The 20,696-nt window shown below is 66.6% G+C and carries 19 protein-coding genes; 17 read left to right on the plus strand and 2 right to left on the minus strand.

Annotated features, from left to right (window positions below):
- Positions 1–8 precede the first annotated feature (8 nt).
- The 17 genes from tsf (at position 9) to ACFPOU_RS12905 (ending at position 16,555) form a co-directional block, all read left to right on the plus strand.
- Positions 9–917, plus strand: coding sequence for a translation elongation factor Ts (gene tsf, locus ACFPOU_RS12825; protein WP_379721722.1), 909 nt, complete (start codon positions 9–11; stop codon positions 915–917).
- Positions 918–1,163: 246 nt separating this feature from the next.
- Positions 1,164–1,880: a UMP kinase gene (gene pyrH / locus ACFPOU_RS12830; protein ID WP_379721725.1), complete on the plus strand. Its 717-nt coding sequence runs from the start codon at positions 1,164–1,166 to the stop codon at positions 1,878–1,880.
- 45 nt (positions 1,881–1,925) lie between these two features.
- Positions 1,926–2,486 carry a ribosome recycling factor gene (gene frr / locus ACFPOU_RS12835; protein ID WP_193685467.1) on the plus strand — a complete coding sequence of 187 codons (561 nt, stop codon included), beginning with the start codon at positions 1,926–1,928 and terminating at the stop codon, positions 2,484–2,486.
- Positions 2,487–2,635: 149 nt separating this feature from the next.
- Positions 2,636–3,385 carry a polyprenyl diphosphate synthase gene (gene uppS / locus ACFPOU_RS12840; protein WP_379721729.1) on the plus strand — a complete coding sequence of 250 codons (750 nt, stop codon included), beginning with the start codon at positions 2,636–2,638 and terminating at the stop codon, positions 3,383–3,385.
- Positions 3,385–4,218: a phosphatidate cytidylyltransferase gene (locus ACFPOU_RS12845; RefSeq protein ID WP_379721732.1), complete on the plus strand. Its 834-nt coding sequence runs from the start codon at positions 3,385–3,387 to the stop codon at positions 4,216–4,218. Before uppS ends, ACFPOU_RS12845 begins: the two co-directional genes overlap by 1 nt.
- A gap of 11 nt (positions 4,219–4,229) precedes the next feature.
- Positions 4,230–5,408 carry a 1-deoxy-D-xylulose-5-phosphate reductoisomerase gene (gene ispC / locus ACFPOU_RS12850; RefSeq protein WP_379721735.1) on the plus strand — a complete coding sequence of 393 codons (1,179 nt, stop codon included), beginning with the start codon at positions 4,230–4,232 and terminating at the stop codon, positions 5,406–5,408.
- 2 nt (positions 5,409–5,410) lie between these two features.
- Entirely contained in the window at positions 5,411–6,748 is a 1,338-nt protein-coding gene (gene rseP / locus ACFPOU_RS12855) for an RIP metalloprotease RseP (RefSeq protein ID WP_379721738.1), read from the plus strand.
- Between the two features lie 65 nt (positions 6,749–6,813).
- Positions 6,814–9,150, plus strand: a complete 2,337-nt coding sequence (gene bamA / locus ACFPOU_RS12860; RefSeq protein ID WP_379721742.1) for an outer membrane protein assembly factor BamA — start codon at positions 6,814–6,816, stop codon at positions 9,148–9,150.
- Positions 9,151–9,191: 41 nt separating this feature from the next.
- Complete coding sequence (locus tag ACFPOU_RS12865; protein ID WP_379721745.1) at positions 9,192–9,719, plus strand: OmpH/Skp family outer membrane protein; 528 nt, start codon at positions 9,192–9,194, stop codon at positions 9,717–9,719.
- A gap of 1 nt (position 9,720) precedes the next feature.
- Positions 9,721–10,794 (plus strand): UDP-3-O-(3-hydroxymyristoyl)glucosamine N-acyltransferase, encoded by a 1,074-nt coding sequence (gene lpxD, locus ACFPOU_RS12870; protein ID WP_379721748.1) that lies wholly within the window; start codon positions 9,721–9,723, stop codon positions 10,792–10,794.
- The gene (gene fabZ / locus ACFPOU_RS12875; RefSeq protein ID WP_379721752.1) at positions 10,791–11,294 is read left to right on the plus strand and encodes a 3-hydroxyacyl-ACP dehydratase FabZ; all 504 of its coding nucleotides are present in this window, start codon (positions 10,791–10,793) and stop codon (positions 11,292–11,294) included. Before lpxD ends, fabZ begins: the two co-directional genes overlap by 4 nt.
- Positions 11,294–12,085 carry an acyl-ACP--UDP-N-acetylglucosamine O-acyltransferase gene (gene lpxA, locus ACFPOU_RS12880; protein ID WP_379721755.1) on the plus strand — a complete coding sequence of 264 codons (792 nt, stop codon included), beginning with the start codon at positions 11,294–11,296 and terminating at the stop codon, positions 12,083–12,085. Before fabZ ends, lpxA begins: the two co-directional genes overlap by 1 nt.
- Positions 12,069–13,220, plus strand: coding sequence for a lipid-A-disaccharide synthase (gene lpxB / locus ACFPOU_RS12885; RefSeq protein WP_379721758.1), 1,152 nt, complete (start codon positions 12,069–12,071; stop codon positions 13,218–13,220). The genes lpxA and lpxB overlap by 17 nt, the downstream gene beginning before the upstream one ends.
- 14 nt (positions 13,221–13,234) lie before the next feature.
- Entirely contained in the window at positions 13,235–13,918 is a 684-nt protein-coding gene (rnhB, locus tag ACFPOU_RS12890; protein WP_379721761.1) for a ribonuclease HII, read from the plus strand.
- On the plus strand, positions 13,915–14,700 hold the full coding sequence (locus ACFPOU_RS12895; protein ID WP_379721764.1) for a TrmH family RNA methyltransferase: 786 nt from the start codon (positions 13,915–13,917) through the stop codon (positions 14,698–14,700). Before rnhB ends, ACFPOU_RS12895 begins: the two co-directional genes overlap by 4 nt.
- Positions 14,701–14,752: 52 nt before the next feature.
- On the plus strand, positions 14,753–15,958 hold the full coding sequence (locus ACFPOU_RS12900; protein ID WP_379721767.1) for an EAL domain-containing response regulator: 1,206 nt from the start codon (positions 14,753–14,755) through the stop codon (positions 15,956–15,958).
- Positions 15,959–15,967: 9 nt separating this feature from the next.
- Positions 15,968–16,555: a DUF6151 family protein gene (locus tag ACFPOU_RS12905; protein ID WP_379721770.1), complete on the plus strand. Its 588-nt coding sequence runs from the start codon at positions 15,968–15,970 to the stop codon at positions 16,553–16,555.
- 9 nt (positions 16,556–16,564) lie between these two features.
- Here the strand turns inward: ACFPOU_RS12905 and ACFPOU_RS12910 are convergent, their stop codons facing one another.
- Together ACFPOU_RS12910 and ACFPOU_RS12915 are read right to left on the minus strand one after the other, a co-directional pair.
- The gene (locus ACFPOU_RS12910) at positions 16,565–17,962 is read right to left on the minus strand and encodes a chemotaxis protein CheW (protein ID WP_379721773.1); all 1,398 of its coding nucleotides are present in this window, start codon (positions 17,960–17,962) and stop codon (positions 16,565–16,567) included.
- A 3-nt stretch (positions 17,963–17,965) separates the two neighbouring features.
- The gene (locus ACFPOU_RS12915) at positions 17,966–20,425 is read right to left on the minus strand and encodes a methyl-accepting chemotaxis protein (RefSeq protein WP_379721776.1); all 2,460 of its coding nucleotides are present in this window, start codon (positions 20,423–20,425) and stop codon (positions 17,966–17,968) included.
- Between the last annotated feature and the right edge of the window lie 271 nt (positions 20,426–20,696).

Raw genomic sequence — 20,696 nt, forward strand, 5'->3', positions numbered from 1 at the left:
AGAAAGACATGGCAGCGATTACTGCAGCGATGGTTGGCGAACTGCGCGCCAAGACCGACGCACCGATGATGGAATGCAAGAAGGCCCTGACCGAAGCCGAAGGCGACATGGGTCGTGCCGAAGAGATCCTGCGCGTCAAGCTGGGCGGCAAGGCATCGAAGGCCTCGGCACGCGTCACCGCCGAAGGCGTGGTGGCAAGCTACATCGCCGGCAACATCGGCGCGCTGGTCGAGATCAACAGCGAAACCGACTTCGTCGCCAAGAACGACGACTTCCTGGCCATGGCCAACCTGGCGGCCAAGCTGGTCGCCGAGCAGAATCCGGCCGACGTCGCCGCCCTGGCTGCCCTGGACGTCGGCGGCCAGACCTTCGACCAGTTGCGTTCGGCACTGATCGGTAAAATCGGCGAGAATATGACCGTGCGCCGCTTCCAGCGTTTCGACACCACCGGCAAGCTCGCCTCCTACCTGCACGGCACCCGTATCGGCGTCATGGTCGACTACGAAGGCGCCGACGAGCAGGTCGGCAAGGACGTCGCGATGCACATCGCCGCGATGAAGCCGGTCGCCCTGTCGTCGGACGGCGTGCCGGCCGAACTGATCGAGAAAGAGCGTTCGGTCGCCCAGCTGAAGGCCCAGGAAGATGCCGACGCGGCCGCCGCCGCCGGCAAGCCTGCCCAGTCGCCGGAAATCCTGGCCAAGCGCCTCGAAGGTTCGGTCCAGAAGTACCTGAAGGAAGTCTCGCTGCTGAACCAGACGTTCGTGAAGAACGACAAGCAGTCGGTCGAGCAGATGCTCAAGGCCGCCAACACCACGGTGAAGGGCTTCACGATGTATGTCGTGGGCGAGGGCATCGAGAAGAAGGTCGACGACTTCGCAGCCGAAGTCGCGGCACAGATGGCTGCCAACAAGCAGTAATGCGAAAGCGGGCCGCAAGGCCCGTTTTTTTAACCTGGTCGTTTATTGGAAGGCAGTATTTTCGCTTCCACCGAGGCCGGGTTCGCAGGGCGCGCGCGCCCGTCCCGCATGGGCGGCGGCACGCACCTTCGCACCCGAGCGTGCGCGCCAGTTTCGCCGCCATCTGTACATTCGCAGATGAGGCGCCAGGCCACGAGCCTGGCGCCGGAACCGAATTCGAACCAACACATAGGAGAGCGCTTCATCATGACAAAACCAGCCTACCAACGAGTCCTCCTGAAACTGTCTGGCGAAGCACTGATGGGCGACGATCAGTTTGGCATCAATCGCGTCACCATCGATCGCATGGTCGCCGACATCGCGGAAGTGGCGAAGCTGGGTGTCGAGCTGGCGGTCGTGATTGGCGGCGGCAACATCTTCCGCGGCGTCGCTCCCGGCGCCCAGGGCATGGACCGGGCCACCGCCGACTACATGGGCATGCTGGCCACGGTCATGAACGCGCTGGCGCTGGCCGACGCGATGCGCCATGTCGGCATTACCGCGCGCGTCATGTCGGCCATCGGCATCGACCAGGTCGTCGAGCCCTACGTGCGGCCGAAGGCGCTGCAGTACCTGGAAGAAGGCAAGGTCGTCGTCTTCGCCGCCGGCACCGGCAACCCCTTCTTCACCACCGATACCGCGGCGGCCCTGCGCGGCGCCGAAGTGGGCGCGCAGATCGTGCTCAAGGCAACCAAGGTCGATGGCGTCTACACCGCCGATCCGCAGAAAGACCCGAGCGCCACCCGTTACGAGTCGATCTCGTTCGACGAGGCGATCTCGAAGCAGCTGCAAGTGATGGACGCCACCGCGTTCGCGCTGTGCCGTGACCAGAAACTCCCGATCAAGGTGTTTTCGATCGTCAAGCCGGGCGCCCTCCGACGGGTGATCATGGGCGAAGACGAAGGTACACTGGTGCATGTTTAACCATCGGCGAAACCAAGCTGAACCAACGAACAACAGGAGAGCAGCATGTCCTTAGCTGACGTAAAGAAGAACGCGCAGGAGCGCATGACGAAGTCGATCGAGACCCTGCGGTCCGATCTGGCCAAGGTCCGTACCGGCCGCGCGCACACCGGCATTCTCGACCACATCATGGTCGACTACTACGGTTCGCCGACCCCGCTGACGGGCGTGGCCAACCTGACCCTGATCGACGCGCGCACGATCGGCGTGCAGCCCTACGAAAAGAAGATGCTGAGCACCATCGAAAAGGCGATCCGCGATTCCGACCTGGGACTGAATCCGTCGACCTTCGGCGAACTGGTGCGTGTACCGACCCCGGCCCTGACCGAAGAGCGCCGCAAGGAAATGGTCAAGCTGGTCAAGTCGGAAGCGGAAGATGCGAAGATTGCCGTGCGCAACATTCGCCGCGACGCCAACGAACAGCTGAAAAAAATGGTCAAGGACAAGACGGCGTCCGAAGACGACGAGCGCCGCTCCTCGGACGAGATCCAGAAGCTGACCGACAAGTTCGTCGCCGACATCGACAAGATGGTGGCCGAAAAGGAAAAAGAAGTCCTGACCGTGTAAGATGGCGGGCCGCTCGCGCTCCGGACGCGGCAGGCAGGGGTGACTGACGCAGGATGCGGACCATGGCCGGGCAATTACGGGCAGGGTCCGCCTTTTTACCTTCTGCCCTTTTATCTTTTTATCGTACGCGCCGTGATGGCAATGGATTTATGATCTTTAAGAGTTCGACGACCGTAGTTCCCGATGTGCCGACCGTTCCGCGCCATATCGCCGTCATCATGGACGGCAATGGCCGCTGGGCGACCAAGCGCCTGCTGCCGCGCGTGGCCGGCCATGTCAAGGGCGTGGAAGCGGTGCGCGGCGTAGTCGAAGCCTGCGTGATGCGCGGGGTCGAATACCTGACCCTGTTCGCGTTTTCGTCCGAAAACTGGCGCCGGCCGCAGGAAGAAGTCTCGCTCCTGATGCGCCTGTTCGTCACCGCGCTCGAGCGTGAAGTCTCGAAGATGCACGCCAATAACATCCGCCTGAAGGTCGTGGGCGACCTGTCGCGCTTCGACGCCAAGCTGCGCGAGATGATCGCCAATGCCGAGCGCCGCACGGCCGGCAATTCGCGCCTGACCGTCACCGTCTGCGCCAACTACGGCGGGCGCTGGGACATCATGCAGGCCACCGGCAAGATGGTCGCCGCCAACCCCGGCGTGCTCGACTACACCGAAGAGATGCTGGCGCCGCACCTGGCCATGGCCTACGCGCCCGAGCCGGACCTGTTCATCCGTACCGGCGGGGAAGAGCGCATCTCGAACTTCCTGCTGTGGCAGCTGGCCTATTCCGAACTGTATTTCACCGACACCTACTGGCCCGATTTCTCGGTCGAGTCGCTGGACGCGGCGATCGCGTCCTATCAAAGCCGCGAGCGCCGTTTCGGCCGCACGGGCGAACAAGTAGCCAGCAAAACCTGATGCTCAAAACCCGGATCCTCACCGCGCTCGTGCTGCTGGCAGTGCTCCTGCCAGTACTGTATTCCAACAACTTCACGGCGTTCGCGGTGGTGGCGACCGCCTTCTTCGGCGCCGCGATCTGGGAAACCTTCCGCCTGTTCAATCCGAAGTCGAACAAGGGAGCGATCGTCGCGCTGGCCTGGACCGCGGCCTTCGCCTGGACCTTCTTCTTCAACACCCAGGGCGCGGCCCAGACCTTCTGGTTCGTCATCAGCGTGCTGGCCTGGGCGCTGCGCTTCGCGCCGAGCCTGAAGACCGGCTTGCCGCCACTGGACAGCGTCGGCAACACGCTGCTCAGCCTGACCTATGCGGTCGCGCTGGTCGGCTGCTTCGCGGCCATCGTCGCCCTGTACGCCTATTCGCCGCTCTACCTGCTGTCGGTGCTCGTCATCGTCTGGTGCGCCGACATCTTCGCCTACTTCTCGGGCAAGGCCTTCGGCAGGCGCAAGCTGGCGCCGTCGATCTCTCCGGGCAAGTCCTGGGAAGGCGCGATCGGCGGCGGCATCGCCGTGCTGGCACTGGCCACGCTGGCCATCGTGCTGGCCGGCGAGCAGCTGGCCGGCACCTTCCCGATCCGCGTCCACGCCCGCCTCGGCTGGGCTGCGACCTGGCTCGTGCTGATCCTGATCGTCGCCGCCAGCATCGTGGGCGACCTCTTCGAATCCCAGCTCAAGCGCCGCGCCGGCATGAAAGACAGCAGCAACCTGCTGCCCGGCCATGGTGGCGTGCTCGACCGGATCGACGCCCTGGTGCCGGTCCTGCCGCTGGCGGCACTGATCGGCGCCTGGCTGTAAGGAGTCCTGACATGCAACGCATTACCATCCTGGGCGCCACCGGCTCGATCGGCGTCTCGACCCTCGACGTGCTCGCACGCCATCCGCAGCAGTATGCGGTCTACGCGCTCTCCGCGCACAGCCGCGTCGAGGAACTGGCCGCCCAGTGCCGCCGCTTTCGTCCGCGCCGCGCCGTCGTCGGCACGGCCGAAGCGGCCGCGGAACTGACGCGCCGCATCGCAGGCCTCGGCATCGACGTCGCCTATGGCGAAGCGGCCTTGTGCGAGATCGCCTCCAGTCCCGACACCGATACCGTGATGGCGGCCATCGTCGGCGCCGCCGGCCTGGCCCCGAGCCTGGCCGCCGCGCGCGCCGGCAAGAAAATCCTGCTCGCCAACAAGGAAGCGCTCGTCATGTCGGGCCAGCTGTTCATGGATGCCGTGCGCGAGCACGAGGCGGTCCTGCTGCCGATCGACAGCGAGCACAATGCCATCTTCCAGTCGCTGCCCGGCGACTATGCGCGCGCGCCCGCGCATGCCGGCGTGGCCAGGATCCTGCTGACCGCTTCCGGCGGCCCGTTCCTCGGCCGCGCCGTCGACACCCTGGAAGCGGTGACGCCGCTCGAAGCCTGCAAGCACCCCAACTGGTCGATGGGCCGCAAGATCTCGGTCGACTCGGCCACGATGATGAACAAGGGCCTGGAAGTGATCGAGGCGCACTGGCTGTTCGGCGTCCCGGCCGACCTGATCGAGGTCGTGATCCACCCGCAAAGCGTGATCCACTCGATGGTGTCCTATGTCGACGGCTCCGTGCTGGCCCAGCTCGGCAATCCCGACATGCGCACCCCGATCGCGCACGCGCTGGCCTACCCGGAGCGCATCGATTCGGGCGTGGCCCAGCTCGACCTGACCGCCATGGGCGCGCTGCAGTTCCACAAGCCCGATTACGCACGCTTTCCCTGCCTGGCGCTGGCCTTCAACGCCCTGCGCGCCGGCGGCACGGCGCCGGCGCTGCTGAACGCGGCCAACGAAATCGCGGTCGAAGCCTTCCTCGACGAGCGCATCGGCTTTCGCGACATCGACCGCGTGGTGCGCCGCGTGATGGACGAGAACGAGCACGGCGCCGCCCACGACATCGATGCCGTCATGGCCCAGGATGCGCGCGCCCGCGCCGCCGCCGCCGACATCGTCGCCACCCTTTGCCGGAGCTGAACATGGGCTTCCTGTACACCGCCGTCGCCTTCCTGCTGGCGCTCGGCCCCTTGATCATCTTCCACGAGCTTGGCCACTACTGGGTGGCGCGCGCCTGCGGCGTCAAGGTGCTGCGTTTCTCGGTCGGCATGGGCAAGGTGGTCTGGTCGCGCCGCTTCGGTCCGGACCGGACCGAGTGGGCCGTCTCGGCGCTGCCGCTGGGCGGCTACGTGCAGTTCCTCGACAGCCGCGATCCGGCCACCGCCCCGGCCGACGAGAAGGACCTGGCGCGCGACTTCACGCGCCAGAGCGTCTGGAAACGGATCGCCATCGTCGCCGCCGGCCCGGTCGCCAACTTCCTGCTCGCCATCGCCCTGTTCGCCGCCCTGTTCATGCACGGCGCCGAAGAACCGGCCACCAAGCTGCGCCCGATGGCGGCCGACACGCCGGCGTATGTCGCCGGCCTGCGCGGCGGCGACAGCATCACGGCCGTCAACGGCGAGCCGGTCGCCGGCTGGTCCGACCTGCGCTGGCGGATGATGGGCGCTGCGGTCGACCGGCTCGACGCCCGCGTCGACGTGCGCGCCGCCAACGGCAGCCAGTACGCGGCCACGATTCCGGCGAGCGCCATGAAGGAGCCCGGGCCAGACGAGGATGTCATGGCGGCGCTCGGCATGGAAGTCTGGGTCGGCATGCCGCAGGTGGAAAAAGCGGTCGAGGGCGGGGCCGGCGCGCGCGCCGGCCTGCAGCCCGGCGACGTCGTGCTGGGCGCCGACGGCAAGCCCTTCGCGCACGCGGCCGATTTCGTGCAGGCGGTGCGCGCGGCGCCGGGACGGGCGATGCAGCTGCAGGTGCGGCGCGGCGGGCGCACCCTGGCGCTGGCGCTCACCCCGGAGAAGGACGCGCAAGGGCAGGGGCTGGCGAGCGTGCAGCTGGCGCCCGCCATCGAGCGCGTGACGGTGCAGGCCGGACCGGTGGAGGCCGTGGTGAAGGGCGCGCGCCGTACCTGGGAGATGACGGCGCTGACCTTCAAGATGATCGGCAAGATCGTCACGGGGCAGGCTTCGCTCAAGAACATCACCGGTCCGATCGCGATCGCCGACTACGCCGGACAGACCGCGCGCCTGGGCCTGGCGACCTTTTTGGGCTTCATCGCGGTCGTCAGCGTGAGCCTGGGCGTCATGAATCTGTTACCAATTCCGATGCTGGATGGGGGCCATTTGCTGTATTATTCGCTGGAAGTTTTGACCGGGCGTCCCCTGCCCGAGCGGGTCCACGCACTCGCACAGCGCGCGGGGGTGGCCCTGCTGTTCATGCTGATGGCGCTCGCCATCTTCAATGACCTGTCGCAGCGGCTCTAGTGCGCTAGCGGCAGCGCGCCACCGGCAAACAAGAATATGTACGTTGTCCAATGACTGATTAGCCAATGAAATCACAACCAGATCGTTTTGCCCTGCCGTTCATTCGCCGCAGCCTGATCGGCGCAGCCGTGCTGGCGCTGTGTGCCGGCCAGGCGTTCGCCGTCAATCCGTTCGTCGTCAAGGACATCCGCATCGAAGGCATCCAGCGTACCGAGGCCGGCACCGTGTTTTCGTACCTGCCGGTACGCGTGGGCGAGACCTTCGACGACAGCAAGAGCATCGCCGCGATCAAGGCGCTGTACGCGACCGGCTTCTTCAAGGACATCCGCCTCGAGGAAGAGAACGGCGTGCTGGTGGTGCTGGTCGAGGAACGTCCGGCCATCAACACGGTCGACTTCACCGGCACCAAGGAATTCGAGAAGGACATGCTGGTCAAGGCGCTCAAGGACATCGGCGTCGGCGAAGCGAAAATCTACGACAAGGCCGCGGTCGACCGCGCCGAGCAGGAACTCAAGCGCCAGTACCTGTCGCACGGCCTGTACGGCGTGAAGATCACGACCACGATCACCCCGATCGAACGCAATCGCGTCAACGTCATGTTCAACGTCGACGAAGGCGACATGGCGCGCATCCGCCAGATCAACATCGTCGGCAACAAGGCCTTCTCGGACAAGGAACTGCGCGAAGTGCTGCAGTTGTCCACCTCCGGCTGGTTCACCTGGTATTCGAAGGCCGACCAGTATTCGAAGACGAAACTGACGGGCGACCTGGAAGCGATCAAGTCGTTCTACCTCGACCGCGGCTACCTCGAGGCGACCGTCGAATCGACCCAGGTGTCGATCACGCCGGACAAGAAGGACATCTACCTCACGATCAACGTGACCGAAGGCGAGAAATACACCGTCTCGGGCGTCAAGCTCGAGGGCGAAACCTTCGGGCGCGAGGAAGAGCTGCGCAAGCTGATCGTCCTGCAGCCGGGCAAGCCGTATTCGGGCGCCCTGCAGGAAGCGTCGAGCAAGCGCATCGCCGCGCGCCTGGGCACCTTCGGCTATGCCTTCGCCAACGTCAGCGCCGATCCCCAGATCGACCGCGAGAAGCGCCAGGTGGCCTTCACCTTCGTCGTCGACCCGGGCAAGCGCGCCTACGTGCGCCACGTGAACATCGCCGGCAATACCGTCACCCGCGACGAAGTGATCCGCCGCGAATTCCGCCAGTTCGAGGGCGCCTGGTACGACGCCGACAAGGTCAAGCTCTCGCGCGACCGCGTCGACCGCCTCGGCTACTTCAAGGACGTGAAGGTCGACACGCCGGAGTCGCCGGGCACGAGCGACCAGGTCGACATCAACCTGACGGTCGAGGAAAAGCCGACCGGTAACTTCCAGATCGGCGGCTCGTTCTCGCAGGCCGAGAAATTCACCTTCACCGCGTCGATCCAGCAGGCCAACTTCGCCGGCAGCGGCCAGACCGTCGGCCTCGACCTGAACACCTCGAAGTACAGCCGCACGATCGCGTTCTCGAACACGAATCCGTATTTCACCGACGACGGCGTCTCGCGCTCCTTCCAGCTCTACCTGCGCACGACCCGTCCGCCGCTGTCGAACATCGGTTCCTACACGGTGCGCCAGACCGGCGGCAACATGACCTTCGGCGTGCCGTTTTCCGAGACCGACACCGTCTACTTCGGCGCCGGCCTCGAGCGCACCTCGCTCGAGACCGACAGCACCAGCCCGGCGCTGTACCGCAACTTCGTGGCCCAGAACGGCGGGCCGGCGAACGGTATCGGCACCGGCAAGAGCGTGTCGATCCCGCTGACCGCGGCCTGGGGCCGCGACAGCCGCGACAGCGCGGTGACCCCGAGCATCGGCCGCTACCAGCGCGCCAACTTCGAGATCGACGCCATCGGCGACTCGAAATACTTCCGCGTGGTCTACGAGCAGCAGTGGTACCGTCCGCTCACCTCGTGGATGACGCTGGCGCTGCGCGGCGAAATCGACTACGGCAAGGGCCTGGGCGGCAGTTCGTATCCGGTCTTCAAGAACTTCTATGCGGGCGGCATCGGTTCGGTGCGCGGCTACGAGAGCTCGACGCTGGGCGTGGTCGATCCGGTCTTCGGCGACGCCATCGGCGGCTCCAAGCGCGTCATCGGGAACGTCGAGCTGCAGTTCCCGTTCCCGGGCAATACCAAGGACCGCAGCCTGCGCTGGTTCACCTTCGCCGACGGCGGCCAGGTGTTCCAGGAAAAGTCGAAGATCTTCCTCGGCGAGCTGCGCTATTCGGCCGGTATCGGCCTGTCCTGGATTTCGCCGGTCGGTCCGCTGCGCTTGAGTTATGCTAAGCCCCTGAACGCGAAACCGGGCGACCAGCTCGAGCGTTTCCAGTTCCAGATGGGCACGGGCTTCTGACCACGCGCCTGTCGGCAACCATCCTTTCATCGCGGAGAACCATGTTGAAAAATCCGATAGCCTTGCTGCCACGCATCTTGCCCCCCGTGCTGCTGCTGGCGGCCCTATGCGCCGCTCCGCTGGCCGGGGCGCAGACGGCCCCGAGCCGGATCGGCTTCGTGACCACCGAGCGCCTGATGACCGAGTCGAAGATGGCCAAGGCGGCCGACGCTAAGATCCAGGCCGAGTTTTCGAAGCGCCAGAAGGCGAACGAAGAGCTGATGGCCAAGTTCAAGCAGATGAGCGAGAAGTTCGACGCCGACGCGCCGCGCCTGACCGACATCGAGCGCACCCGCCGCGCGCGCGAACTGTTCGACATGGAAAAAGACGTGCAGCGCATGAACCGCGAATTCACCGAAGACCTCATGCAACGCAAGAGCGAAGAGCGCGCGGCCATCGCCACCAGGGCCTACAAGCTGATCGAGCAGATCGCCGAGCAGGAAAAACTCGATGCCGTGCTCCAGGAAGCGGCATGGTCGAGTCCGCGCATCGACATCACCGACAGGATCCTGAAACTGCTGGACAAGTAACTTGGCACATAACGAACAAACACGGCCGGGCGTGCGCCTCGGCGACCTGGTCGAGCGTTTCGGCGGCCAGCTGGCAGGCGACCCCGCGCTCACGGTGGCGTCCATCGCCCCGCTCGACAGCGCCGGTCCCGGCCAGATCAGCTTTCTCTCCAACAGCAAGCTGCGCGCCCTGGCCGCCCAGAGCCAGGCGGCCGCGCTGATCCTCTCGCCGCTGGACGACCCGTCGGTGGCCGCCACGTTTGCCGGCGCGCGCATCGTCACGACCAACCCGTACGCCTATTTCGCCCGCGCCGCGCAGTATTTCGTGTCGCTCGAAGAAGCGCCGCCGAGCCCGGGCATCCACCCGAGCGCGGTCGTCGACGCCTCGGCCGAGGTCGACCCGTCGGCCCATGTCGGCCCGCACGTGACGATCGAAGCGGGCGCCGTCGTCAAGGCCGGCGCCGTCGTCGACCATGGCTGCTTCATCGGCCGCGGCGCCGTGGTGGGCGAGGGCACGCACTTCTTCGCCAACGTCACCTTCCACCGCGACTGCATCATCGGCGCGCGCGGCATCGTCCATTCGGGCGCGGTCATCGGCGGCGACGGCTTCGGCTTCGCCAGCGAGGCGGGCGTCTACATCAAGATCCCGCAGACCGGACGCGTGGTCATCGGCGACGACGTCGACATCGGCTCGAACACCTCGATCGACCGCGGCGCCCTGGCCGACACGGTCATCGAAGACGGCGTCAAGCTCGACAACCAGATCCAGATCGGCCATAACTGCCACATCGGCAAGCACACGGCCATGGCCGGCTGCGTCGGGGTGGCCGGCAGCGCCAGGATCGGCAGCCGCTGCACCTTCGGCGGCGCGGCGATGGTGCTGGGGCACCTGGAGATCGCGGACAATGTCCACATCTCCTCGGGCAGCATGGTCTCGCGCTCGGTGCTCGAACCGGGCCAGTACACGGGCTTCTACCCGCTGGCGAAGAACGCCGAGTGGGAAAAATCGGCGGCGATCGTGCGCAACCTGAACACCATGCGCGACAAGATCCGCGCCCTTGAAAAAACAATCAAAACGCTGGCGGAACCAACATGACGACAACTGAAAAACGCGCGATGGGCATCAACGAGATCAAGCAGTACCTGCCGCACCGCTATCCGCTGCTGCTGGTCGACCGCGTGCTCGACGTCGAGGTCGGCAAGCGCATCACCGCCATCAAGAACGTGACCGTCAACGAAGAATTCTTCAACGGCCACTTCCCGCACAAGCCGGTGATGCCGGGTGTCCTGATGATCGAAGCGATGGCGCAAACGGCCGCCATCCTGTCGTTCATGACGATGGACGTGAAGCCGGACGAGAACTCGGTCGTGTACTTCGTCGGCATCGACAACGCGCGCTTCAAGCGTCCGGTCGAGCCCGGCGACCAGCTGGTGATGGACGTCGAGATCCTGCGCATCTCGCGCGGCATCTGGAAGTACAAGGCCACCGCCAGCGTCGACGGCAAGGTCGCCGTCGAGGGCGAACTGATGTGCACCATCCGCGCCAACGACAGCGCCGGCGCCGATGCAAAGGCGCCGGCGGCAGCGGGGCAGTAATGAGCGCGAGGATCCACCCGACTGCGATCGTCGACCCGAAGGCCGAGCTGGACAGTTCGGTCGAGGTCGGCCCGTATTCGATCGTCGGTCCCGACGTGCGCATCGGCGCCGGCACCGTCGTCGGCCCGCACGTGGTCATCGAAGGCCACACGACGATCGGCCGCGACAACAAGTTCTTCCAGTTCTGCTCCATCGGCGCCGCACCCCAGGACAAGAAGTGGAACGGCGAGCCGACGCGCCTGGAAATCGGCAACGGTAATACCGTGCGCGAATTCGTCACCTTCAACCTGGGCACCGCGCAGGACGAGGGCGTCACGCGCCTGGGCGACGACAACTGGATCTCGGCCTACGTGCACCTGGCGCACGACTGCCAGGTCGGCAGCCACACCATCTTCTCGAACAACGCCCAGCTGGCCGGCCACGTGCACGTGGGCGACCATGCCATCCTGTCCGGCTATGCCGGCGTGCACCAGTTCTGCAAGATAGGCGCGCATGCCTTCATCGGCATGTACACCAGCCTGACGCAGGACGTGCCGCCTTTCGTGCTGGTGTCGGGCAACCCGGCCGGCGCGCGCGGCGTCAACATCGAGGGCCTCAAGCGGCGCGGTTTCAGCCGCCCCCGGATCGACGGCATCCGCGCCGCCTACAAGCACATCTACCGCGAAAACCTGACGCTCGAGGAAGCCAAGGCGGCGCTGGCGCGCGACGGCGAAACGATGCCCGAGGCCGCGGCCGACATCGGCGCCATGCGCGACTTCCTGGGCGCCGCCACCCGTGGCATCGTCCGCTGAAATTTCGCTGGCCCTGGTCGCCGGCGAGGTGTCCGGCGACATGCTCGCCGCACGCCTCCTGGCCGGCCTGCGCCCGGAGCTGCCGAACGCGCGCTTCCACGGCATCGGCGGCCCGCGCATGATCGCGCAGGGGCTCGTGTCGGACGTTCCGATCGAGACCCTCACCGTGCGCGGCCTCTTCGAGATCATCCCGCGCTACCGCGAGATCAAGGGTATCCAGAACCGCCTGCGCGAGCGCCTGCTGGCCGAGCGTCCGGCCGCGTTCATCGGGGCCGACTATCCCGGCTTCAATCTCGGCCTGGAAGAGCAGCTGCGGGCCGGCGGGATTCCGACCGTGCACTTCGTCGGGCCGCAGATCTGGGCCTGGCGCGGCGGGCGCATCAAGAAGATCCAGCGCGCGGTGTCGCACATGCTGGTGATCTTCCCGTTCGAAGAGCCGATCTACAAGGCGGCCGGCGTGCCGGTCACGTACATCGGCCATCCGCTGGCGGAAACGATTCCCCTGGCGCCGGACGTGGCGGCGGCGCGCGCGGCGCTCGGCCTGGCGCCGGATGCGCGCGTGGTGACCGTCATGCCGGGCAGCCGCATGGGCGAGCTGAAATACCTGGCCGAGCCCTTCGTGCGCGCGGCCGGCATCCTGGCCAGGCGCGATCCGGCCTTGCGCTTCGTGGTGCCGATGGCGGGCGAGCGGCAGCGCGCCTGGTTCAGCGAGAGCGTGGCGCAGGCGGGCCTGGGCCATGTCGAGCTGCAGCTGGTCGACGATTCGCACACGGCCATTGCCGCCGCCGACGCGGTGCTGGTGGCCTCGGGCACGGCGACGCTGGAAGTGGCGCTGTTCAAGAAGCCGATGGTCATCGCCTACAAGGTCATGCGCGCGTCCTGGGAAATCATGCGCCACATGGGCTACCAGCCCTGGATCGGCCTGCCCAACATCCTGGCGCGCGAATTCCTGGTGCCCGAGCTCCTGCAGCACGCGGCCACGCCCGAGGCGCTGGCGGACGCGCTCTGGCGCCAGTTGAACGACGGCGCGCAGCGCGATAAGCTGGCGGCGCGCTTCCTCGACATGCACCACAGCCTGCGGCGCGACAGCGCCCGGGAAAGCGCGCAGGCCGTCCTGCGCGTGATCGGCAGGTAAACAGAGACAGCATCATGAGCAGAAAACGCGTCAACTTCTATCCCGGCCTGCCGCCGCGGCTGCGGCCGTTCACCGACCTCGACATCGTCTGCGGCGTCGACGAGGCCGGCCGCGGCCCGCTGGCCGGGCCGGTGTTCGCCGCCGCCGTCATCCTCGATCCGAAGCGCCCGATCGAGGGCTTGCGCGATTCGAAGAAGCTGACCGCGGCGCGCCGCGACGAGCTGGCCCCGCAGATCCGCGCGCACGCGCTCGCCTGGGCCGTCTGCCAGGCCTCCTGCGAAGAGATCGACAACCTCAACATCCTGCACGCGACGATGCTGGCCATGCGCCGCGCGGTCGAGGCGCTGCGGACCGTTCCGACGCTGGCCCTGATCGACGGCAACCGCTGTCCGCCGATGGACATCCGCGCCCACGCCGTGATCGAAGGCGACGACAAATGCCACGCGATCTCGGCCGCCTCGATCCTCGCCAAGACCGCGCGCGACGCCGAACTGGTGCGCCTGCACGCCCAGTATCCGCAATACTGTTTCGACCAGCACAAGGGCTATTCGACCGCGCTGCATCTGGAGCGCCTGCGCCTGCACGGCCCCTCGCCGGTGCACCGCCGCTCGTTCGCGCCGGTGCGCACGCTGCTGCAGGTCGACCTGTTCGGGCCGGGCGCGGCGCAGGACGCCTTCGACGGGGCGCAGTGCGCATGAAGTCCGTCACCTCGCGCGACAATCCCTTCTACAAGGAACTCAAGAGCCTGGCCGCCAGCTCGCAGGCGCGCAGGAAAGCGGGGCGCACGCTGCTCGACGGCGTGCACCTGTGCCAGTCCTGGCTGGCGCTGCGCGGCGCCCCGGCGCATTGCGTGGTGTCTGAGGGCGCCCTGCGCAACCCGGAAGTGGCCGAGATCGTGGCCCGCTGCGAAAGCCTGCACGCCCACGTGACCGGCTTGCCGGACGCGCTGTTCGGCGTCCTCAGCCAGGTCGAGCACGGCGTCAACCTGCTGTTCCTGGTCGAGACGCCGGCGCCGCGCCAGCCGCAGTCCATGACGGTCTCCAGCGTGCTGCTCGACGGCGTGCAGGACCCCGGCAATGTCGGCTCGATCCTGAGAAGCGCCGGCGCCGCCGGCATCACCCAGGTGTTTTGCAGCGCCGGCACGGCTTTCTGCTGGTCGCCCAAGGTACTGCGCGCGGCGATGGGCGCGCACTTCGTGCTCGAGATCTTCGAGAACGTCGAGCTCGGCGCCCTGATCGACCGTTCCGGCATCGCCGTGCTGGCGATGAGCGGCCATGCCAGGCGCAAGCTGTACGAGGTCGACCTGCGCGCCCCCGTGGCCTGGCTGCTCGGGCATGAAGGGCAGGGCGTGGCCGACGACCTCATGGGCCGCGCCACGCACCAGGTGGTGATCCCGCACGCCGGCCAGGTCGAGTCGCTGAACGTGGCCGCGGCGGCTGCCGTCTGCTTCTTCGAGCAGCTGCGCCAGCGCGGGGCATAGACGGCCTCGGCCCTCGTAGGGTAAAGTCGCGCTAACAACCCGTGGAGCAGAGATGGACATCGCGCATTTGCCGCACTTGCATTTCCTGGTAGCCGAAGCCGACAACGCGCAGCGTGCCGCGCTGGTCGAGATGCTGGGGCGCCTCGGCGCCACCCGCGTCACCGACGTGCCCGACGGGCATATGGCGCTGCGCACCTTCCAGGCCGGCTTCACCCCGCGCGTGCACGTGGCCATCATCGACCTGGCGCTGCCCGGCATGGATGGGCTGGAACTGATCCGCAACCTGGCCGGGCTCGCATCGGGCATCAGCCTGATCGTCACCGGCGCCCAGCCGGCCAACCTGCTGTTCTCGGTCGAAACGCTGGCCCAGGTCTACGGCATCGACCTGCTCGGTTCGGTCTCCAAGCCGGTCACGGCCGCCAAGCTGAAACCCCTGATCGACAACTACGCACCCTGCGCCAAGCACGACGCGGTCGAGGCGACGCGGCGCTTTACCTTCGCCGAAATCGGCAGCGGCCTGCAAAAGCGCCAGTTCGAACCCTTCTTCCAGCCGAAGATCGAACTGGCCACCGGCCAGGTCAGGGGCCTGGAAAGTTTCGCGCGCTGGCGCCACCCGGAGTACGGCCTGCTCGGTCCCTCCGCCTTCATCGACGCCCTGGTGCAGAACAACCGCATCGATTTCCTCGACTGGAGCATGATCGAGCTGTCGGTCGAGCGCTGCCGCTGGCTGCACGACCAGGGCACGCCGGTCCCGATCTCGATCAACCTGGCGCCCGAGACGCTCGCGCACCCGGCCTTCCTGCGCCAGATGAGCGCCTGCCTCGACCGCCACGCGGTACTGCCGGACTACATCACCTTCGAGATGCCCGAGTCCTCGGTCCTGAACACGGACCCGAACTTCATCGAACGCCTGGTGCGCCTGCGCATGATGGGCTTCGGCCTGGCCATCGACGACTACGGCACCGGCCGCTCGAACCTGCAACTGCTGGCGCGCATTCCCTTTTCGGAGCTCAAGATCGACCGCGGTTTCGTCGACGGCGCCTCGAAGCGGCGTCCGCTGGGCACCGTGCTGCGCTCTTGCCTGAGCCTGGCGCACAGCCTGGACCGGATGTCGGTCGCGGTCGGCGTGGAAACGCGCCAGGATTGGGATTTCCTGCAGGGGCTGGGCTGCACCTATGCGCAGGGCTATCACATCGCCAACCCGATGGAGGCCGCGGCCTTCCCGGGCTGGCTGGAGGACTGGCGGCATTTCTTCTAAGGAGTGGTCATGGCGATACCGTTGCGCTGCCGGTGCGGCAAGCTGCAGGGCGAGCTCGATGTCAGCAAGGTGGCGGCACGCGCCGTATGCTATTGCAAGGACTGCCAGGCGTTTGCACGCTTCCTGAAGGCCGAGGACCTGGTGCTCGACGCCTCCGGCGGCACCGAGGTCGAGGCGGCGCTGCCGGCGGCGGTGCGTTTCACAAGTGGCCTGGAACACCTTGCCTGCATGTCGCTCAGCCCGAAGGGCATCTATCGCTGGTATGCGTCCTGCTGCAATACCCCGATCGGCAATACCCCGCGCAATCCGAAAATGCCGTATGTCGGCCTGGTGCGCGCTTGCCTGGCCGCCACGCCCGCAGAGCTGGACCTGCGGCTCGGACAGGGGCGCATGACGGCGAATGTGGGGTCGGCCTACGGGCCGGCGCAGGCGACGCCGCTGCGCAGCGTGCTGGCCGTGGCCGGGATCGGGGCCATGTTCGTCAAGGCGCGCCTGAGCGGCGAGTGGCGCGACAATCCCTTCTTCGATGCATCCGGCGCGCCGGTCAGGGCGCCGCAGGTGCTCACGCGCGCGGCGCGTGCCGCCATCACCCGCTGAGCCGCGGGCTCAAGCGGCGTCCGCGCAGCGCGCCAGGTCGACGATCCGGTAGCTCGCCTGGCTGCCGGCGGCGTCGACGGTGACGAAGTCGATGCCCTCGGCGCCGCGCGGGCCCATCCGGAACAGCCGCGCGCTCCCGGCCGGCACCAGCAGCTCGACGCGCGTGACGACGTAGCCGACCGTGGCCGCGCCATCGGTGGCCACCAGCACGTGCCCGGCGTCCGACTGGCGCTGCGCCGCGGGACGCAGATCGATCAGGCGGATCGGGTCCTTGCGCCACAACATCGTCGCTGCCGCGCCGGTCCATGCGGTCGCCGGCGGCAGCGGCAGGATGTGTTCGATGCCGGCAATCGGCGTCGCATGGAGCGAGCCGGCCGAGTAGACGACATACGCGGCATCGTTGCTGACGCCGGCCGCCCCCGCCTTGCGCGCGCCGGCGTTGTCCTGGGCCGGCGCGGCGCTCAGCGTCGCTTGCGTGAAGCGCGCGAACAGGGCGGCCGTGTCGAGCAGGAACAGCGCGGCGCCGTCGGCGTCGTAGGTCGTCGCGCCCACCGCGCCGCGCTCCTGCTCCACGCGCAGGCCGGCGCCGGCCAGCGCCTGCAGCGAGAGCGCGGCGCGGACCGGCAAGCCGAGCGCAAGGCCGGCCCGCTCGAGGACGGCCAGCAGCGGCGCCGCGTCGGCGTCGGGCAGGCCGGGCAGGGCCGACGCGGGCAGGACCGGCAGGTGGCGTCCGCGCCACAGGCAGTAGGCGCTGTCGATGCCGGCGCCGAAGCGCGCGACGGCCGGCATGGTGATCACCTCGACCAGGTCCTCCAGTGCCACGCCGAGCCTGCCGTTGCCGAGCTCCAGCAGTGCGCAGGGCAACTGCGGCGTGTGCGCGGTGCCGGCCAGCGCCTGCGCATGCCCGTCGCTTCGGGCGCCGGCCGCGGCGCCCGGGTCGGGCTGATGCCAGCTGGCCGCCAGGTCGGCAAGGCGCGCGACGTCCAGCAGACTGAGGATGCCGGCGCCGTCCGGCAGGTGCGCCGCGCTATGGAAGACTTCGTCGGCGTTGTCGTCATGGTGCAGGCGGGCGATCGCGCCCTGCGCGACGTCGGCCAGGCCGTCCACGGTATCGACCTTCAAGCCGATGCTGCGCCCGCCCGAGCGCAGGATCAGGATGCGGGCCTCGGCCAGCGCGCCGGGAGGGGAAGCCCCGGCATCGACCCAGCGCGCCAGGTCGACCACGGGCACCAGCACGCCCTCGTGTTCGACGATGCAGTACAGGGCGTTTTCGCGGCGCGGCAGCAGGGCGCGCACCGCGGGCAGCGGCATGGCCTGCACCACGGAGTCGACCGGGATGCCGAGCCGCACCGCGCCGATGCAGGCGGTGGCGAGGCGGACAGTGGCCTCGGAGGTGACAGCTTGCATCGATCAGCGCTCCATCGCAATGCGTTCGAGTTCGTCCAGCAGCGAGGAAGCATCGCGGGTGGCGTCGGCCTGGGTCGTCGCCGACGCGTGGATCTGCCCCACCGAGACGCCAGTCTCCGCGATGGAGGCGACGATGCGCGCGAACGCATCCTCGACCTCGCCCGACAGGCGCGAGCCGTCTTCGACGCGGCTGACGGTTTCGTTGATCAATTTCGAAATTTCCCGTGCCGCCAGCGCCGATTTTTCGGCCAGCTTGCGCACCTCGTTGGCGACGACCGAGAAGCCCCTGCCATGTTCGCCCGCGCGCGCCGCCTCGATCGCCGCATTGAAGGCGAGCAGATGGGTTTGGCCGGCAATGTCGCCGATGGTCTCGATGATCTCGTGGACGTTGCCCGATGCGGTCTGGATGGCCGCGATCGCCTCGCGCGAGCGCCCCAGCAGCTTGCTGCCGGCGGTGGCGTCGACCCCGGCGCGGCCGGCCATGTCGGACGATTTCTGCGAATCGTGGGCGATGCCGGAAATCGACTGGGCCAGCGAGGTCAGCACCGAGGAAATGGCGCTGACCTTGGCGCTGACCAGTTCCTCGCGCCGCACCTGTTCCGTTACGTCCATCGCGAACTTGACCACCTTGTAGGGCTTGCCATTGACGTCCAGGATCGGGTTGTAGGTCGCCACGATCCGGATGTCGGCGTCGTGCTTGCCACGGCGCTGGAAACGGCCGGACTGGTACTGGCCCTGCGCCAGGTTGGCCCAGAAATTGCGGTAAGCGGAACTCTTGACGTACTCGTCCTCGCAGAACTTGCTGTGATGGACACCGACGACTTCGTCCTCGGTGTACCCCATCGCGCGCAGGAAGTTCGGGTTCGCCGCCAGCACGTTGCCGCGCATGTCGAATTCGATCACCGCCTGCGAGCGGCCGAGGGCATCGAGCTTGCCCTTGATTTCGGTGTCCAGGCATTTCTGGGCGGTGATGTCGGTCGCAAACTTGACGATCTTGAACGGCTTGCCCTCGGCGTCGAAGATCGGATTGTACGAGGCCAGGATCCAGACTTGCTTGCCGGACTTGGTAATGCGGCAATATTCACCGGCATTGAATTCACCGCGCCCGAGACGCTCCCAGAATGCCACGTACTCCAGCGAATGGACGAAGGCCGTTTCGCAGAACATGCGGTGGTGCTGGCCCTGCACTTCGTCGAGCTCGTAACCCATCACCGCGAGGAAATTGTCGTTTGCGTGCAGCACCTTGCCCGAGAGGTCGAACTCGATCACGGCCTGGACCCGGGAGACGGCCTGGTTCTTGCCTTCGAAGTCGGCGTTGCGCATCTTTTCGGTGGTGATGTCGGTGGCAAACTTGACGACCTTGAGCGGCTTGCCGTCGGCGTCGACGATCGGGTTGTAGGTTGCCTGGATCCAGACCGCATTGCCCTGCTTGGTAATGCGCTTGAATTCGCCGCTGTGGAATTCGCCGGCGCCCAGCTCTTTCCAGAACATCCGGTATTCCGGCGAGTGGCGGTAGACGTCGTCGCAGAATATCGCATGGTGCTGGCCGACGACTTCCTCGAGCTTGTAGCCGAGGGTGCGCAGGAAGTTGTCGTTGGCGTGAATGATGCGTCCGTCGAGGTCGAACTCGATGATTGCCTGGGCGCGGTCGAGCGCCACCATGCGGCCTTCGAATTCGGCATTGCGCAGGGTCTGTTCGGTGACGTCGGTGGCATACTTGACCACCTTGACCGGCTTGCCGTCGGGGCCGAACACCGGGTTGTACGACGCATTGATCCACACGTCGCGGCCGCTCTTGTGGCGGCGCTTGTAGATGCCGGTGTGCAGGGCGCCCGTGCCGAGCTCGCGCCAGAAGGTCTCGTAGGCGGGCGAAGCGGCGTAGGCGGGATCGCAGAACATGCGGTGAGGCTGGCCGAGGATCTCGCTGAGCTCGTAGCCCAGGGCCTGCAGGAAGTTGTCGTTGGCATTGAGGATGTGGCCGTCGAGGTCGAATTCGATGACGGCCTGGACGCGATCGATGGCGTCCATCTTGGCTGCATTGTTGGCGCTTTGCAGCTTGGCGGCCGTGATGTCGGTGGCGAACTTGATCACCTTGACCGTCCGGCCTTCGGTATCGAATACCGGATTGTACGAGGCTTGCAGCCATACCGACTGGCCGCGCTTGTTCACGCGCATGTACTCGCCGCTATTCGGGCTGCCCTGCGCAAGCTCGCGCCAGAATGCGCGGTACCCATCCGTGGTGTGCGTGTCGGCGGCGCAGAACATGCTGTGGTGCTTTCCCTTGATCTCGTCGAGGTGATAACCCATGGCGTCGAGGAAATTCTGGTTGGCGTGCAGGATATGGCCTTCCAGGTCGAATTCCACCACCGCCTGCATGCGGTTGATGGCATCGAGGGCGGCCAGCGCCATGTCGAGACGGGTATCGGCCGAGGGTGCTGACGGGTATTTGGCAGGAGTTTGCATGGCGTCTTTCTGATAGAGGCGCGCCCTGGCGCCGGAAAATTCGGTGACGCCACTCCACTGAATGGCCTTCGCCGTGCTCGGTACTGGCTGATCGGCAGGTTTCCCGAACCCGCTCCGCATGGCTTGCATGCGGAATACAAGGATAGACACCCGTCAATATTTTCAACCAGAAATCAATTCTAGCAATTTAGAGTTTCCGGAACAACAAACTTCAGTAATTTCGTCAAATGTAGTTTCCTATCCACAAGCTTGCCTTTTTGCATCGACACGT

Source organism: Massilia jejuensis (assembly GCF_042656795.1).
Taxonomy (GTDB): domain Bacteria; phylum Pseudomonadota; class Gammaproteobacteria; order Burkholderiales; family Burkholderiaceae_D; genus Telluria; species Telluria jejuensis.